We start from the raw sequence: 15,958 nt of genomic DNA, 5'->3' as shown, positions 1-15,958 counted from the left end.
TAAAATGGCGCTCCAGTGTTTCACTCACTGTAAGGCCTCTCTCATGAATTTTACTGGTGCGAATATCCTCTCGGTTGAGCAGTTTGACCGCGATAGTATTGCTGAGATTTTTGCCACTGCCGATCGCATGTTGCCCTATGCTCGCCGACAGAAGCGGACACGCGTCCTTGATGGTGCCATTCTAGGTAATTTGTTCTTTGAACCTTCTACTCGAACGCGCGTCAGTTTTGGCACCGCTTTCAATTTATTGGGTGGTGAAGTTCGCGAAACCACTGGCATGGAAAGCTCAGCTCTCACCAAAGGGGAGTCACTCTACGACACAGCACGGGTGCTCAGTAGCTACAGTGATGTGATTGCCATGCGGCACCCGAAATCAGGCTCCGTTGCCGAGTTTGCGCAAGGTTCACGGGTGCCGGTGTTGAATGGTGGTGATGGTGCGAACGAGCACCCCACGCAAGCCTTACTCGACCTCTACACCATCAAAAAGGAACTCGCCTATCATGGCCATGACGTTGATGGCATGCATATTTGCATGATGGGGGACCTCAAGTTTGGCCGTACCGTGCATTCATTGTCTCGTTTACTGGCAATGTACAATAAAGTCCGATTCACACTGATTTCGCCACGCGAACTCGCGATGCCGGACAGTGTGTTAGAGGTGTTAGCGCAAGCTGGCCATCAGGTCACAGTAACCGACCAGATGAATGGCAGTTCTGATGCGGACATTATTTATCAAACTCGCATTCAGCAAGAGCGTTTTACGACGCCACAAGAAGCCGACATGTATCGTGGCAAGTTCAGACTGAATAGCGAAATTTATACCAAACATTACAAACCGAACACGGTCATCATGCATCCATTGCCACGTGATTCTCGCGCTGAGGCAAATGAATTGGATAATGATTTGAACCAAAACCCGAATCTCGCCATATTCCGTCAGGCTGACAATGGTGTCTTGATCCGGATGGCGCTGTTTGCGTTAACGCTTGGCGTCGCTGATATTGTCGACCGTTATGAAACGGAAGTGCCGTGGTTCAGCGACAAACGCAACGTGTGACCCCAACTAAATAGAGGAAGTCGATGTCTCGTTCCGAAGAATTATTTGCTCAAGCCCAACTATCTATCCCCGGTGGCGTGAACTCACCTGTGCGTGCGTTTAACGGTGTCGGTGGCTCACCCATATTTATTGAAAGTGCTGATGGCGCTTACATGTTTGATGCTGACGGCAACCGTTACATTGACTACGTGGGCTCATGGGGACCGATGATTTTGGGTCACAACCACGCAGCTATTCGCGAAGCAACGCACAAAGCCGTTGATCGCGGTCTTAGCTTCGGCACGCCGACGTCGACCGAAATCACTATGGCTGAGAAAATTAAAAGCCTGGTGCCGTCTATCGAAAAAGTACGGATGGTGAATAGCGGTACCGAAGCCACCATGACAGCCATTCGTTTGGCACGTGGATACACCGGGCGCGATAAGATTCTGAAGTTTGAGGGTTGCTATCATGGCCATGCTGATGCGTTGTTGGTTAAAGCAGGCTCAGGCGCGCTGACACTGGGTGTACCCAACTCTCCTGGTATTCCTGAGGATTTCGCCAAGCACACGCTCACTGTGACCTTTAATGATATCGAATCGGTACGCGCTATATTTGAAGAACTTGGCGACCAAATCGCGACCATTATTGTGGAGCCTGTTGCCGGCAATATGAATTGTATTCCACCGGTTCCGGGCTTCTTGGAAGGGCTACGGAGTATTTGTGATGAATACGGTAGCGTCTTAATCTTTGACGAAGTGATGACCGGTTTCCGCGTCTCTCGTGGTGGTGCGCAAGAGTACTACAATGTCATTCCAGATTTGACGACCCTCGGTAAAGTCATCGGTGGCGGCATGCCAGTGGGCGCATTCGGCGGCAAGCGCGAGATCATGGACTATATCGCTCCAGTGGGACCGGTGTATCAAGCCGGCACTTTATCGGGGAACCCAGTTGCTATGGCAGCAGGTTTTGCGGCGTTGTCGCAACTGCACAACGTAAACTTGTACGAAGGCTTGTATGACCTCGTCGATCGCCTCGTTAATGGCTTGCAGGAGCGCGCCGATGCGGCGGGTATTCCTTTTACGACCAACCGTGCGGGTTCGATGTTCGGATTCTTCTTTAGTGGTGATGGCCCAATTACCAGCTATCAGCAAGCTACGCAATGCAACATGCAGCACTTCAAACACTTCTACCACAGCATGTTGAAGCAAGGTGTGTATTTAGCACCATCAGCGTTTGAGGCAGGCTTTATGTCGGCGGCGCATAGTGATGCCGATATTCAAGCGACATTGGATGCTGCGGAAAAAGCATTTGCAGAGCTAAAAGCGCTATAAGCTACGCTTTAAATAAACTCGGTGGGAGCTAAAACCAACGCTCCCACCATTTCTCTTCACGCACGGTTCCAGCACAAGTTTGACGCTCAGGAACAGCACGCGTTAAACCCGGCAACAAACGTCCTTCAGCACAATCCAGCGGTATCAACACGCCTAAGTCGCGATGATAGTTTTGTATGGTTAATGCTTCGGGCAATTGTATTGTAAGCGGTTGAATACCGGTTTGAGCAAACACCTCGCCTACTACCGGTAGTGCACCACTGCTGCCGGTGAGTTGCACCGGTTTATTGTCATCACGCCCAACCCACACGGTGACCACTTGGCGCGCATCGAACGCCACAAACCAACTATCGCGATAGTCATTAGTGGTACCACTCTTACCTGCCAAACGGTCTTTGCCGAAGCTAGCCGCTAGCGCGCGCCCAGTGCCCTCATTCACCACACCCCGCAACCCATATACCACCTGCTGGGCTGCAATGTCACTGAAGGCTTGCTCGGGCTGTTGCTGGCTACGTCTATATAGCGCCAGGCCGGCATGATTGGTCACCGCAGTGATAGTTCGCAGTGGTTGTTGACGACCGTGATTCGCCAAGGTGACAAAAATTTCACTGACGGTAACCGGCGCCAGTGGTACTGCGCCCAGCGTTAGTGATGGATAAGCGGGAATCGGTGAATCGACACCGGCTGCTTGTAAGGTGTCGACTAGGCGATCAATGCCCGTACTCATACCCAGCCGCACCGCGGGCACATTGCGAGACTCAATAAAGGCGTCGTAAAGCATGATGTCGCCTTTAAATTCCTTGTCGAAATTCTCGGGCGACCAGCGCTGATCGGCACCATTAGCCAATGTAATCGGCGTGTCCTCGATAATACTTGCGAGTTCATAGGGTGTGTCGCCAGATAGCGCGTTCACGTACACGAAGGGCTTAATCAAGCTACCCACCGGACGAAAGGCTGCCACTGCGCGGTTAAACCCAACACGGCGTGGATTGCGGTCGCCCACCACGGCTGTAATCCCATAGTTTTTGGCGTCCGCGACGACCACCGCGCCTTGGAGGTCCGGGTCATCGCTGACTCGGCTGAGCTGTGACTGCAGAGCCTGCTCCGCGGCGCGTTGCGCGACTGGGTCAAGGTAGGTAAAGATACGCAAGCCTTGCTGTTGCCAGTCAGTTGGCAGCATAGTTTGTGCTAGTTCGTGACGGACTAATTCTAAATAGTGCGGCACATTATCGGCAACCAAACGACCCGAATTGCCATACACTAAAGGTTGCTCAACAGCGGTTTCATAGGTGGCTCGAGTGATCAGGTTTTGTCCGAACATCAACTGCAACACCATGTCACGGCGTTGTTGTGCGCGCTCCGGATAACGACGCGGATCGTAGTAACTTGGCCCTTTGATGATGGCGATCAGCAGCGCAATTTCAGCTTCATCCAATTCTTGCACTTGTTTACCAAAATAGAATCGACTCGCTAAACCAACACCATGAATCGCTGAGCCACGGTCTTGCCCGAAGTAGACTTCATTCAAGTAGGTTTCGAGAATTTCATTCTTGCTAAAGCGGTAATCAATAATCAGCGCCATCAGCGCTTCATTCGCTTTGCGCCACAAGGTCTGCTCACGCGTCAGATAGAGATTCTTGACTAATTGCTGCGTCAACGTGCTACCGCCCTGCACCGTTCTCATAGCAGCGAGATTGGCAAGCGCAGCGCGGCCAATTGAGGTCAACGATACGCCAGCGTGATGATAGAAGTCTTGATCCTCAATCATCAGTAATGTTTCGATGAGAAGATTTGGCACCACTTCAAGACCAACCAACAGGCGGTCTTCGCCACTCGCTGCAGCGATGCGCCCAATAAACGGCGGTTCCAGTTCAAAGCTTTCCAGTGGCAGGTTTGCGGGCAACCGGCTCATCGATTGAATGCCATTGGTATCGAAGTCTATTTGCACCGCTTCGGCCATGGTTGGACCGCTGGGGAAGTCGAATGGACGACGATAAATATGCAATCGCTGCGACCCTTTCGCGTACTGCCCAGAGTCATTTACCTGACTCACTTTGCGGTATTGAAGTTGTTGCAATTCCAGCTCGACTTGCGCGAGGGTCAACGGTAAACCGGGCTCGAGCTGTAAGCTTCGGCCATAAATCAGTGCCGGCGCTTGATAGCGGTTCTGCTGAAAGCGCTCGGTCAAGGAGCTATCGAGATAGATCAGATAAATACCCAACAGCGCAGTGCCAACCAGACTTAACTTCAGCCCAGTGACAAATAGATACTTCATGATGCGATTGCGGGTGCCTGCCATTACAACTGTCTCTTGGTTTTATGTGTAGCCATTGCTTGAACCGGATCATCCGGCCATGAATGCTTAGGATAGCGACCTTTCATTTCTTTTTTGACATCTTGGTAGGCGTTCTGCCAAAAACTAGCTAAATCTCGAGTCCGTTGCAATAGCCGCCCGGCTGGCGAGAGTAAATCTAAGGTAAGCGTGACTTGTTGGCGAGCCAATCGTGGTGAGACGGGCTCACCAAATACTTCTTGCAGCTTCACAGCAACAGTGGGTTGGTCTGCGGTGTAATCAATAGCATGCGTGCGGCCACTGGGTGCTTGCCATGTTGCAGGACACTCCTGCTCCAGTTGCTGCTGTTGCGCATACGTTAATTGCTGTTTGAGTGCCGGTAGTGGATCCCATTGCTGCAGCTCATTCAACGTCTGAATTGATTGCCAATAGGGCGCTGCCCAGAGCGCCAACTCTTGCTGCAACCACACCGGACCGAGGTCCGGCAAGTCCAGCTCTGGCGCATGTTGGCGCAACATCGCAACGCGCGCCAGCCACTGTCGACATGCCGGAGACCAACGTATCGGAAGGTCTTCTAAAGTGCGCGCAGGCTGCTGCTGGCAGGCACTCACCAAAGCCTCAATACGTTCCTCGACTGGAATACTGCCTGTCAGTTCCTGTTCTTTCAAAACAACCGCGCCAAGTCGCCACTGTCGACGACGTTGCAAACGTTGTTGTGGTCCAAAAAAGCCAGCGTTCGTCTGCTCCTGAATATGCACTGCAGGATGCTCGAGATCAGCCTGAGACAATGGAATGACTTGTCGCAACAACGCATCAGGGCTTTGTTCATTGAAACTCAAATTGATGGCGAGCAAATAATCACTGCGTGCTACTGACGCGGTCTCGTGTAATCGAGCACCGCCGCCATAAACCAAAATATAGCGATCACTGGAACCACGGCGCTGCGCAATTCGATCAGCAAAGCCATGCAGCAGTAATTGTGCAACATCCGCACTACGCCAACTTGCCTTGGCTTCTTGCTCATCAAGTTTGAAATGCTGAAGCCAATAGCGCCAGCGCTGCCGTGTCAGGCCTTGCAATCGTTCTGGCGGCAGCGGAAACTCGGCATCCGCTCCGCGCGGCGGTTGTTCCAACTGCGCAATAACCAAGGCGGCTAAGCTTTTGGTGGCTCGGGAATCTGCTTCTGCTGCGCGGATGATGAAACCATAACGAATATCGGTGCCTAACTGTGCGAGCGCTCGTCCAGCCGCGGTGACTGCGGTGGATGTACCTTTATGAGCAAGCGCACCCCAATCGGTCAAGAGTGACTCACAAACCTCAACATGGGTCTGATTCGGAGGAGTCAAGAAACGCAGTTGAGCAGGTTCACTCCCCCAACGCTTGCACTCCAAAACAAACTGCGTCAGATCAGCAATTTCGATTTCGGCTGGATTGTAATCGCGCATCCCATGTTCGTCTTGAGCGGCCCACAATCGAAAGCACACGCCAGGTCCTAACCGTCCTGCTCGACCTGCGCGCTGGGTAGCTGATGCTTGACTGATGCGCTTGGTTAATAAGCGACTAATGCCATGCTGCGGATAAAAATGTGCGACGCGCTCACGACCACTATCAACCACAACATCAATACCGGGCAAAGTGACACTAGTTTCAGCAATATTCGTCGCCACAATCACGCGCTTTTTGGTCGCTGGTTTGAGCACACGCTGCTGGTCTGCGCGCTGCAATTGACTGTGCAGCGGGAGGCATTCGATATCGTCACGATGGGCGAGTGATTCCAACACACGTTCAATTTCGGCAATTCCCGGCACGAACACCAACACACCCTGTTCAGCCCGCTGAATCGCTTCGCTAACTACGGGAGTCAATGCCTTGAGATAAGGCTGATCAGAACGTACGGGGCGATATTCAATACTAATCGGATACTGACGGCCTTCACTGCGCACTATCGCATCAGTTTCAAGCCAAGCCGCAATAGCGGTGGCAGGAATTGTCGCTGACATCACCACCACACTGAGATCGGTGCGCAGACTCAATGTCTCCTGCAACATGGCTAAGGCCAAGTCACCAGCGGCATTGCGCTCATGAAACTCGTCAAATAGCACCAAACTCACACTGGCCAATTCAGGATCGTTCTGCAACTGCTGCACAAACAACCCCTCAGTCATGATCATCAGCCGCGTGCCGGCGCTGAATGCGCTATCACCGCGAATTTGATAACCGACTTGCTGCCCAACGGACTCGCCCAATTGTTCCGCCAGATAGTGTGCAATAGAGAGCACGGCAAGACGCCGCGGTTGCAGCAGTACGATACGGCCCGGTAGTTGTAGGTTTTGCAGTAAGGCTAATGGCAGCGCAGTCGACTTGCCGGCACCGGGAGGTGCTTCAATGACGAGACGTGCTGCCGGTGCTGCCAGTTGCTCTAAAATGGAGGGCAGCAACGCTGCAATCGGCAGCGCTGCAGGAGTGGTCATTATTGGCTGCGTAATAAACGGGAAATGGTGCGGATACCGAGTGCAGTCGCGCCCGCGGCATTCAGTCCAGTCGCACTGGCGTGATACGCGCCCGCAATATCAAAGTGTAACCAGCCTTCCCCATTGCGCGGCGCAAAATTCAGCAAAAACCCAGCTGCGTTACTGGCACCACCAGTACCACCACCTTTTTGTGGTCGACTATTGGCCGTATCAGCGAACGGTGATGGACAGTTTTTCTTATGCCATTGCTGCAAAGGTAACCGCCATAACAATTCATTGGTTTCATCCGCAAATGCTAAAGCGCGATTCGCCTGCTGGTCATCAACACTGAACAACGCATTATATTCATTGCCAACAGCAACCTGCGCGGCACCCGTCAACGTCGCCGCATCAATGATCAACGGCGCACCTGTTTCACCGGCATATTGCAGTCCATCCGCCAAGACTAAACGACCTTCGGCATCGGTGTTCACAATCTCAACGGTCATTCCATTTTTATAGGTAATAATGTCGCCGAGTTTGTATGCGTGTCCATCAATCAAGTTTTCTGCGCAGCATAGGACCAGTTGCACACGTTCATTCAAACCTTGTTGAATAGCCAATGCCAACGCGCCAGCAACGGTCGCGGCACCCGCCATATCGCACTTCATGGAGACCATGCCTTCGCTAGACTTGATGCTATAACCGCCGCTATCGAAGGTAATTCCTTTACCGACCAGGACCGCTTGCGTAGGAGCGTCTGCTTGACCGGTTGGATTGTAATCGACAATAAGCATGAGCGGAGGCTTGATGCTGGCACGGCCTACCGTATGAATACCGGTCCAACCTTCCTTCAGCAACTCGTCACCTTTAATGACTCGGCATTGGATTTTGTTTTGTCCAACCGCGGTCAGCTTTTCAATCACCCGTTCAGCAAGCGACTCAGGATAAATCGCATTAGGCGGCAAGTTGACGAGTTCACGTGCCCATACAGTTGTATCGAGCAGTTGTTCGAGATGTTCTACTGCAGCTGCATCGTGTCCCGCCCAGTCGATAGTATTTTTACTGAGTGTATCCATGTAACCACGAGCAAAGGCCCATTGCCGCTCTTGGTCCCAGTCATTGCCACTAAGCGCAACACTGTGAATGCCGATTCCGTCGAGCTGACGTCCAGCCCGCTGAATCTTGCGTAAGTTCTCTGCTTCATCAGCCTCAAGGTAGATAGTCGCTGCTTGATCACCCGGATAAACAGCTGCACTCGCTTTCCAACCGTTCACGGCAGGTTTGGCGGAGGATAAATGAATTGGATACGCAGTAGACATGTGACACAGCTCCCAGTATGTTTGCGAATTCTTTCTATGGTATCCAACCAGTGTGGGGCTGACAATGAAGTTTATCAAGCCACTTATCGGCGCAAGGCTGGAAAAACGCTACAAACGCTTTTTAGCCGACGTAAAACTGGAGCAAGACGGCACGGAACTGACCGCCCATTGCCCCAACACAGGCGCCATGACAGGCTGTGCAGAACCCGGCATGCGAGTTTGGTTAAGTGACTCTAATAATCCCAAACGGAAATATCGCTACACCTGGGAGTTAGCTGAAACAGCCAGCGGCGATCGCATCTGTGTGCATACGCAACGCGCCAATACGGTGGCCGGCGAAGCACTGCAACAAGGTTTGATTCCTGCCTACGCTGACGTCAAAGAATGGCGCGCTGAAGTTAAATATGGCAGCGATAATCGCAGAATTGACTGGGTTGGCGAGGATGCAGAAGGTCGCTCTGTTTATATTGAAGTCAAAAGTGTCACGCTAGCAGAATCCGCTGGTCAGGGCTTCTTCCCCGATACCACCAGCGTCCGCGCTACACAACATCTCCACAGTTTGATTGAGATGACTAGCGCAGGCCAGCGCGCGGGGGTTCTGTACGTTGTTCTCCATAGCGGGATTGAGCGCGTCAGTGCGGCGGCACACATTGATGCTAAGTACGCCGAGACAGTGTCGTTAGCACGCAAGCAGGGCGTACAGTTCCATGCTTTGAAATGTGTTATTTCGCAACATGGGATTGATCCGGTTGGGGAGCTTCCCGTACTGTAGTGCACACTTTTACGGGTAAATATTCGCATCCCGTTACGAAGAAAAAATTGCGTCAGTTTTTAGATTCTGGTATACAGTTTGCCCTTTTCGACAATGTCTCATACAGGAGATCCATAATGCCTCAAGGAACGCCGAAGAAAACCCATGGCATTCTGGCGCTAGCCGGCTTAGAGCCCTATGAAGAGAAGGCTGGCGAAGAGTATATGAATGAGAAACAACGCGCACACTTCAAAAAGATTTTAGAAGTGTGGCGTACGCAACTTCGTGAAGAAGTCGACCGTACTGTTCACCATATGAAAGATGAAGCAGCAAACTTTCCTGATCCTGTCGATCGCGCCGCGCAAGAAGAAGAGTTCAGCTTAGAACTGCGGACTCGTGACCGTGAACGCAAGCTCATCAAGAAAATTGAAAAAACGCTGCAAAAAATCGAAGCAGATGACTTTGGCTTCTGTGATAGCTGCGGAATCGAAATCGGTATCCGTCGTCTGGAAGCGCGTCCTACAGCTGACCAATGTGTCGATTGTAAAACGCTTGCGGAAATCAAAGAGAAGCAAATGACCGGCGCCTAATATGGCCGCTCACTATCAGTATTGTGGTCGCTTTGCCCCGACCCCGTCGGGGCCTCTTCATTTTGGCTCGCTCGTAGCCGCCCTCGCCAGCTATCTGGATGCAAAAGCTCAACACGGTCGTTGGTTAGTCCGCATCGAAGATATTGATACGCCGCGCGCCGTTGCTGGTGCTGATCAACAGATCCTGGAGCAACTCGACCAACATGGCCTGCAGTGGGATGGCGAAGTGCTCTATCAAAGTCAGCGCCACGACCGTTATCACGACGCCCTAGAGCAATTAAATCAACGACACTTGACGTATCGTTGTATCTGCACGCGCCGCGAAATCAAAGCACGTGGTCCATTTTACACCGGTATTTGTCGAGCACATGGGTATACACCCGAGCAAGCGCCACGCGCCGCCATCCGCTTTAAAAATGACTCGCCGCAATTAAGCTTTCACGATCGTATTGCCGGCGCAGTAGTCATCGAACCTGATTTTGGCGGCGAAGATTTTGTCCTGTTTCGTCGTGATGGGCTGTTTACCTATCAGCTCGCCGTGGTCGTCGATGACATTGAACAACAGGTTACCGATATTGTACGAGGTGCTGATTTACTTACCGCCACCAGTTGGCAGCTCACCTTATGGAATACCTTAGCAGGACGGCAACCGAAACTCGCGCACGTCCCAGTTGCGCTCGATCCGCAAGGTCGCAAACTGTCGAAGCAAAATCATGCGCCAGCGCTGCAATCGAATCAGTGTCTGGCCCAATTACAACAGGCAGCGGAGTTTCTGGGGTTGGGGTGGCTCGAAGCAACCACTAAAGAGCGTTTACTCGAGCAAGCGATTCGCGCTTGGCAAACGAAGTATCTTCCCTGACATCGGTAGGCACGCTACAATAGACGCCTTTTTAAACAACCGTCATTCTTGCTGGAGACGACGTTATCATTAAACGGATCAAAGCACTTGCGCAGCGCGCAATGAAGCGCCAACCGGATGCTCAAGGGTTACCTGCCAATATTCTTGCACAACCTATTGTGGTGACTCGCGATCAACATCCGATCTCTCGCAAATCTATACCTGAGCACGCGCTCAAAGTTTTGTATCGACTCCACAATGCAGGATTTGAAGCCTATCTTGTGGGTGGTTGTGTCCGTGACTTGTTGCTCGGTTTAGAACCCAAAGATTTTGACGTGGCGACCAACGCGAAGCCGGAGCAAGTGCGCGGACTGTTCCGCAATTGTCGCTTAGTCGGGCGCCGTTTCCGCCTGGCTCATGTGGTGTTCGGTCGCGAAATTATTGAAGTGGCAACATTCCGTGGCCACCACGAAGTCGAAACCGATGAGCAGTCGGCAAAAGTCGCCAAGGCCGATGATGAAGGCATGCTGGTTCGTGACAATGTTTACGGCACCATTGAAGAAGATGCCCAGCGCCGCGACTTTACCGTCAATGCGTTGTATTACAACATTGCCGATTTCGCGATTTATGATTTTGCTAATGGCGTCAAAGATTTGAATGCTGGTGTATTGCGGATGATTGGTGATGCAGACCAACGGTATCGTGAAGACCCCGTACGAATGCTTCGTGCCATAAGGTTTGCCACCAAACTCAGCATGCGTATGGATAGCAGTGTTGAAGCCCCTATTCGACAGCTCGCACCGCTGTTGCAGAACATTCCTGCAGCGCGCTTATTTGAAGAAGTCTTAAAGCTGTTCGCTGCCGGCAAAGGTGTCGCTAATTTCGAGATGTTGAGCGACTACCACCTGTTTCAGCAACTGTTTCCGCTGCTCAAAAACTACATCAAAGAACCCGATGAAGCGCCGTATCAGATGATCCGGCAGACCTTCGCTGATACCGATGAGCGGATTCGTAACGATCAACGCATTACGCCAGCCTATTTATTTGCCGCACTGTTATGGTGGCCGCTGCAAGCACGAATGGAAATTCTGATGGCGGAAAGTGGACTGCCGCCGGTTGATGCCATGAATTTAGCTGCTGCAGACGTATTCGGTAAGCAAGTACAAACTATCGCAGTACCCAAGCGGTTTAGTATCCCTGCGCGGGAAATTTGGCAACTACAACAGCGCATGGAACGTGCTCGCGGTAAACGTATTCAGTCGTTACTGACTCATCCGCGATTCCGCGCTGCCTACGATTTCTTGTTATTGCGCGCCAAAACAGCCACACCCGCTGAGCAACAACACTTGCAACAGCAGGCGGACTTTTGGACCCAGCAACAAGCGAAGTTTCCAGGTGCGGTCGCGACAGCAAGAGATGCTCGCGTTGCTGAGGAAAGTGCTGCGCCGAAGAAAAAACGTGGTCGCCGCGGTGGCCGTCGACGCAAACCACGTACCGACTCGGATTAATTAGCTGTGGCACGCATATACATCGCGGTTGGTGGCAATCTCGGCGACCCATTGCAGACTGTGCGTGATGCAATCCAGACCTTGCAGAATCACTCCGCATTAACGGCGGTAACGGCATCTTCCTGTTATCGCAGCAAACCTATGGGGCCACAAGACCAACCGGACTATGTGAATGCTGTCGTTGCTGCTGACACCGAACTTTCGCCAATCGACGTATTAGACACGCTGCAAGCTATCGAACAAGAATTTGGTCGGCAACGCCAGCGGCGGTGGGGCGAACGGACGCTAGATTTAGATTTGCTCCTGTATGCCAATTTGATTTACCAAGATGCTCGGTTAACCCTGCCCCACCCCGGGGTCGAAGTACGCGATTTTGTGGTGATACCACTTTACGAACTAACGCCCACCCTGACGTTGCCCAATGGCAAGCGCTTGCACGACTGTTTAGCCAGCATTGCCGATCATGATTTGCAGAAAATTAACTGATACAATCGGCGTTCAATCAGGACACATGACACACTGCAGGAGTCATTTATGGCCGCGACGACCATTGCTACCCTCAATAAAATGAAAGCAAACGGCGACAAAATCGTCTCGATCACCGCCTACGACTCTAGCTTCGCTAAGCTATTTGACAGCTGTGGTATGGACTTCATGTTAGTGGGTGACTCACTCGGTAATGTGATTCAAGGCGCCAGCTCCACCCTGCCAGTAACCGTTGCCGATGTGGCCTACCATACGCGCTGTGTGCGCAATGGCGCACCAAATGCATTCGTAATCGCCGACATGCCATTCATGTCCTATAGCACTCCTGCGCAAGCCTACACCGAAGCCGCTGAGCTGATGCGTGCTGGCGCGAATATGGTCAAGCTTGAAGGTGGCGAGTGGTTAATAGAAACTATTCGAGGCTTGGTTGAGCGTGGCGTACCGGTCTGCGCACACTTAGGATTACTGCCGCAATCGGTGAATGTACTGGGTGGTTATAAGGTACAAGGTCGAGACCAATCGGCCGCAGAACAAACAGTTCGGCATGCGCTCGCCCTGCAAGAGGCCGGTGCACAATTGTTGGTTTTAGAATGTGTGCCCAGCGAACTAGCCGATTTGATTAGCACGAAGCTACATATTCCAGTTATTGGTATTGGCGCAGGTAAAGACTGTGATGGACAGATTCTCGTCATGCACGACATGCTCGGGATGAACAGTGACTACCTACCGAAATTCGTCAAAAACTTCCTTGCCGAATCCGGCTCATTGGAAGCTGCCGTTCGTCTCTACATTGACGAAGTGAAGACAGGTACCTTTCCTGGCCCAGAACATACGTTCTCATAATCAAGCGGACATTCATTCATGCAGGTTCTGAAAAGTCTCGACGAACTCCGTGCTTGGCGCAGCCTCCTTGAGGGCTCCGTTGCATTAGTTCCTACCATGGGAAATTTGCACGAAGGTCACTTAAAGCTAGTCGATATGGCTCAGCAACAAGCCGATCACGTTGTGGTCAGTATTTTCGTGAACCCCATGCAGTTTGGCAAAAATGAAGACCTGGACGCCTATCCGCGTACCTTTGATGCTGATTGTGCTGCACTAATTGAACGCGGTGCGGCGGCTGTCTTTGCTCCCACGGTTGCGGATGTGTATCCGCGAGGTTTAGCGGAACAGACGACCATCGAAGTACCCGGTATTTCAGATATACTCTGCGGCGCCAGTCGCCCTGGACACTTTCGTGGCGTAGCGACCATCGTGGCCAAACTATTTAATATGGTGCAACCTGACGTCGCTATTTTTGGCGAGAAAGACTTTCAACAGCTCCAAGTCATTCGATTAATGACTGCGGACCTGAGCTTGCCAGTTACAATACTGGGCATGCCAACCGAGCGTGCCGACGATGGTCTAGCCTTAAGTTCACGTAACGGTTATTTGTCCGAATCGGAGCGTGCGCAAGCACCGATTATCTATCAAACACTCCAACAAACTGCCGCGGCAATTCAGCAAGGTCTGGCTATTGAAGTAGCGGAACAGCAAGCTCGAAAAATCTTGTCGCAGCAAGGGTTACGCATTGACTATGTGGAAGTGCGCCGGAGTTCAGATTTACAACGTCCGCAGCCTGCTGACCGTGAATTGGTGATGTTAGTTGCTGCATTCTTAGGCAAGACACGCCTGATCGACAACCTCGCGTTTGACCGTTAGTCGCGAATCAGGCCGAGTTCCCGCATCTCGGTAAACAAAGCAGCGCGCAAGCTCATGGCTTGCGACGCAATGTCTCTTTGCTCTTGCAGTATTTCTTCGAGCATCTCGGTGGTCGTCAACGGATTTGCCAGAACCACACGGAACACCACGGTTGGCTCCCGATGATAATGTGCCGGTAATAACTTCGTACGCGATACGAATGAGTTACCCGTCTCCCGTTGGCGTTTCTGGATAAACCGCGTTAGCGCGTTTAAATGCGGGGTAATACGGCGAATTTGCTCTGGCGTAGCCGCTTGAATCGCTTGGCGCATTCGTGCGGGCACAAAACGATAGGTCAAAATGCATAGTTTGGGGTCAGTAATGACCTCAAAATCAGGTTGCTGACGAATCAGTTCGGCAAAATGTTTAGCTTTATCGATACTCTGATCAATCAGTAATTCATAACCACGTCGGCCCATCACATGTAACGCTGAATAAACCAGCATCGCCATACCTGGACGAGAACCTTCCATAGTGTGAGCACCCAGATCTTTAGAACCATGGCGAATCACATACTCAGCATGGTGTTCGATTGCGCGTACCATGCTCGGGTCACGGAACAACACCATACCAGCACCCATCGGCACATACATTTGCTTATGGGCATCAATGGTTACCGTATCGGCGCGCTCGACTCCGGCCAACAAATCACGATGGGTGGATGACATCAAAGTTGCCCCACCCCATGCGGCATCGACATGAAAGTGAGCGCCAATTTCTTCAGCGTAGTCCGCCAGCTCTGGTAGTGGGTCGATATGCCCAGTTTCGGTTGCGCCGCCCACACCAATAATGGCAAGAACACGACCGCCGTCCGCAGCGACTCGCTCACAGGCTTCACGCAACTTATCAATACGAATGCGGTTATGCTCATCGGTTGGAATCGCGACTAAATTCTTACGTCCTATACCCAACACGTCTGCAGCCTTGGCCAGTGAATAGTGACCACGCTCAGACACCATCACCGTTAAACGCTTGTAACCATAATGCGCCAAACCAGCCGCTAACCCCTCGTTAGCAATGCCAGCAAAGTTGGCATCAGGCTTGAGTAGCAAGTTGCGAGCCACCCACAACGCTGTGATGTTGGCCACGGTACCACCTGAACACATTGCACCCAATGAGTGCTGTGCACTGTGCATCCATCGTTGATAAAAGGCGTCATCGCGTTGGTACACCAAGTGATGCAACATCCCTAGCACGTTCCGCTCGAGCGGTGTAAACGCTTTTGACGTCTCAATTTTAACGAGGTTCTGATTGAGACCAACCATCAGTTTGGCCAATGGCATGAGGAAGTACGGCAAGGCCGATGTCATGTGTCCAATAAAGCGAGGCGAGGACGTATGGACCGAATGCGCAACGAGGTTATTTAACAAGAATTCGGTATGATCAGAAACATAGCGAGGGTCTTCCGGCACCTGACTGGCGCAAAAGCTCTGCTCGATTTCATGCAACGGCTTCTCGCGGGCAACAATATGCTCACCCAAGAATCCCATGAGATTCTCAGACAAATGCTTTTCGATTTTCCCCAAAGTAGAATCAGGCGCCTCTGGAATCGTGAAGATTTTCAGTAGCGCTTCTTGACTCACTTCAGCAAAAACTGGATCGCTCAAGCCATA

At 51.8% G+C, this 15,958-nt stretch carries 13 protein-coding genes; 9 read left to right on the top strand and 4 right to left on the bottom strand.

The window, feature by feature from the left end:
• Positions 1-43: 43 nt before the first annotated feature.
• Together ACN0S4_RS12000 and hemL are read left to right on the top strand one after the other, a co-directional pair.
• Positions 44-1,057 carry an aspartate carbamoyltransferase gene (locus ACN0S4_RS12000; RefSeq protein WP_417657914.1) on the top strand — a complete coding sequence of 338 codons (1,014 nt, stop codon included), beginning with the start codon at positions 44-46 and terminating at the stop codon, positions 1,055-1,057.
• Positions 1,058-1,080: 23 nt separating this feature from the next.
• Complete coding sequence (gene hemL / locus ACN0S4_RS11995) at positions 1,081-2,370, top strand: glutamate-1-semialdehyde 2,1-aminomutase (RefSeq protein ID WP_417657913.1); 1,290 nt, start codon at positions 1,081-1,083, stop codon at positions 2,368-2,370.
• Between the two features lie 28 nt (positions 2,371-2,398).
• On the opposite strand, the gene mrcB is transcribed toward hemL, so the two are convergent.
• The 3 genes from mrcB to pepB are packed head-to-tail and all read right to left on the bottom strand — an operon-like array spanning position 2,399 to position 8,435.
• Complete coding sequence (gene mrcB, locus ACN0S4_RS11990) at positions 2,399-4,669, bottom strand: penicillin-binding protein 1B (RefSeq protein WP_417657912.1); 2,271 nt, start codon at positions 4,667-4,669, stop codon at positions 2,399-2,401.
• On the bottom strand, positions 4,669-7,134 hold the full coding sequence (gene hrpB, locus ACN0S4_RS11985; protein WP_417657911.1) for an ATP-dependent helicase HrpB: 2,466 nt from the start codon (positions 7,132-7,134) through the stop codon (positions 4,669-4,671). Before hrpB ends, mrcB begins: the two co-directional genes overlap by 1 nt.
• Complete coding sequence (gene pepB / locus ACN0S4_RS11980; RefSeq protein ID WP_417657910.1) at positions 7,134-8,435, bottom strand: aminopeptidase PepB; 1,302 nt, start codon at positions 8,433-8,435, stop codon at positions 7,134-7,136. The genes hrpB and pepB overlap by 1 nt, the downstream gene beginning before the upstream one ends.
• A gap of 64 nt (positions 8,436-8,499) precedes the next feature.
• Here pepB and sfsA point away from each other — a divergent pair, with 64 nt between their 5' ends.
• From sfsA to panC, 7 genes are all read left to right on the top strand, one after another.
• Positions 8,500-9,207 (top strand): DNA/RNA nuclease SfsA, encoded by a 708-nt coding sequence (gene sfsA, locus ACN0S4_RS11975; RefSeq protein ID WP_417657909.1) that lies wholly within the window; start codon positions 8,500-8,502, stop codon positions 9,205-9,207.
• A gap of 116 nt (positions 9,208-9,323) precedes the next feature.
• A complete protein-coding gene (gene dksA, locus ACN0S4_RS11970) occupies positions 9,324-9,776 on the top strand; it encodes an RNA polymerase-binding protein DksA (RefSeq protein ID WP_169931646.1) in 453 nt (150 codons plus the stop codon).
• Position 9,777: 1 nt separating this feature from the next.
• Positions 9,778-10,635 (top strand): tRNA glutamyl-Q(34) synthetase GluQRS, encoded by an 858-nt coding sequence (gene gluQRS / locus ACN0S4_RS11965; RefSeq protein WP_417657908.1) that lies wholly within the window; start codon positions 9,778-9,780, stop codon positions 10,633-10,635.
• 101 nt (positions 10,636-10,736) lie between these two features.
• Positions 10,737-12,122, top strand: a complete 1,386-nt coding sequence (gene pcnB, locus ACN0S4_RS11960; protein WP_417657907.1) for a polynucleotide adenylyltransferase PcnB — start codon at positions 10,737-10,739, stop codon at positions 12,120-12,122.
• A gap of 6 nt (positions 12,123-12,128) precedes the next feature.
• A complete protein-coding gene (gene folK, locus ACN0S4_RS11955; RefSeq protein ID WP_417657906.1) occupies positions 12,129-12,608 on the top strand; it encodes a 2-amino-4-hydroxy-6-hydroxymethyldihydropteridine diphosphokinase in 480 nt (159 codons plus the stop codon).
• Positions 12,609-12,656: 48 nt separating this feature from the next.
• Positions 12,657-13,451 (top strand): 3-methyl-2-oxobutanoate hydroxymethyltransferase, encoded by a 795-nt coding sequence (panB, locus tag ACN0S4_RS11950; protein ID WP_417657905.1) that lies wholly within the window; start codon positions 12,657-12,659, stop codon positions 13,449-13,451.
• An 18-nt stretch (positions 13,452-13,469) separates the two neighbouring features.
• Positions 13,470-14,306 carry a pantoate--beta-alanine ligase gene (gene panC, locus ACN0S4_RS11945; protein ID WP_417657904.1) on the top strand — a complete coding sequence of 279 codons (837 nt, stop codon included), beginning with the start codon at positions 13,470-13,472 and terminating at the stop codon, positions 14,304-14,306.
• Here panC and panP read toward each other — a convergent pair.
• Positions 14,303-15,952: a pyridoxal-dependent aspartate 1-decarboxylase PanP gene (panP, locus tag ACN0S4_RS11940; RefSeq protein ID WP_417657903.1), complete on the bottom strand. Its 1,650-nt coding sequence runs from the start codon at positions 15,950-15,952 to the stop codon at positions 14,303-14,305. The genes panC and panP overlap by 4 nt on opposite strands.
• Positions 15,953-15,958 lie beyond the last annotated feature (6 nt).

This window comes from Pseudidiomarina aestuarii (assembly GCF_048263735.1).
Lineage (GTDB): Bacteria > Pseudomonadota > Gammaproteobacteria > Enterobacterales > Alteromonadaceae > Pseudidiomarina > Pseudidiomarina aestuarii_B.
The sequence above is the reverse complement of the archived record's forward strand: the minus strand, read 5'-3'. Positions and strand labels throughout refer to the sequence as shown.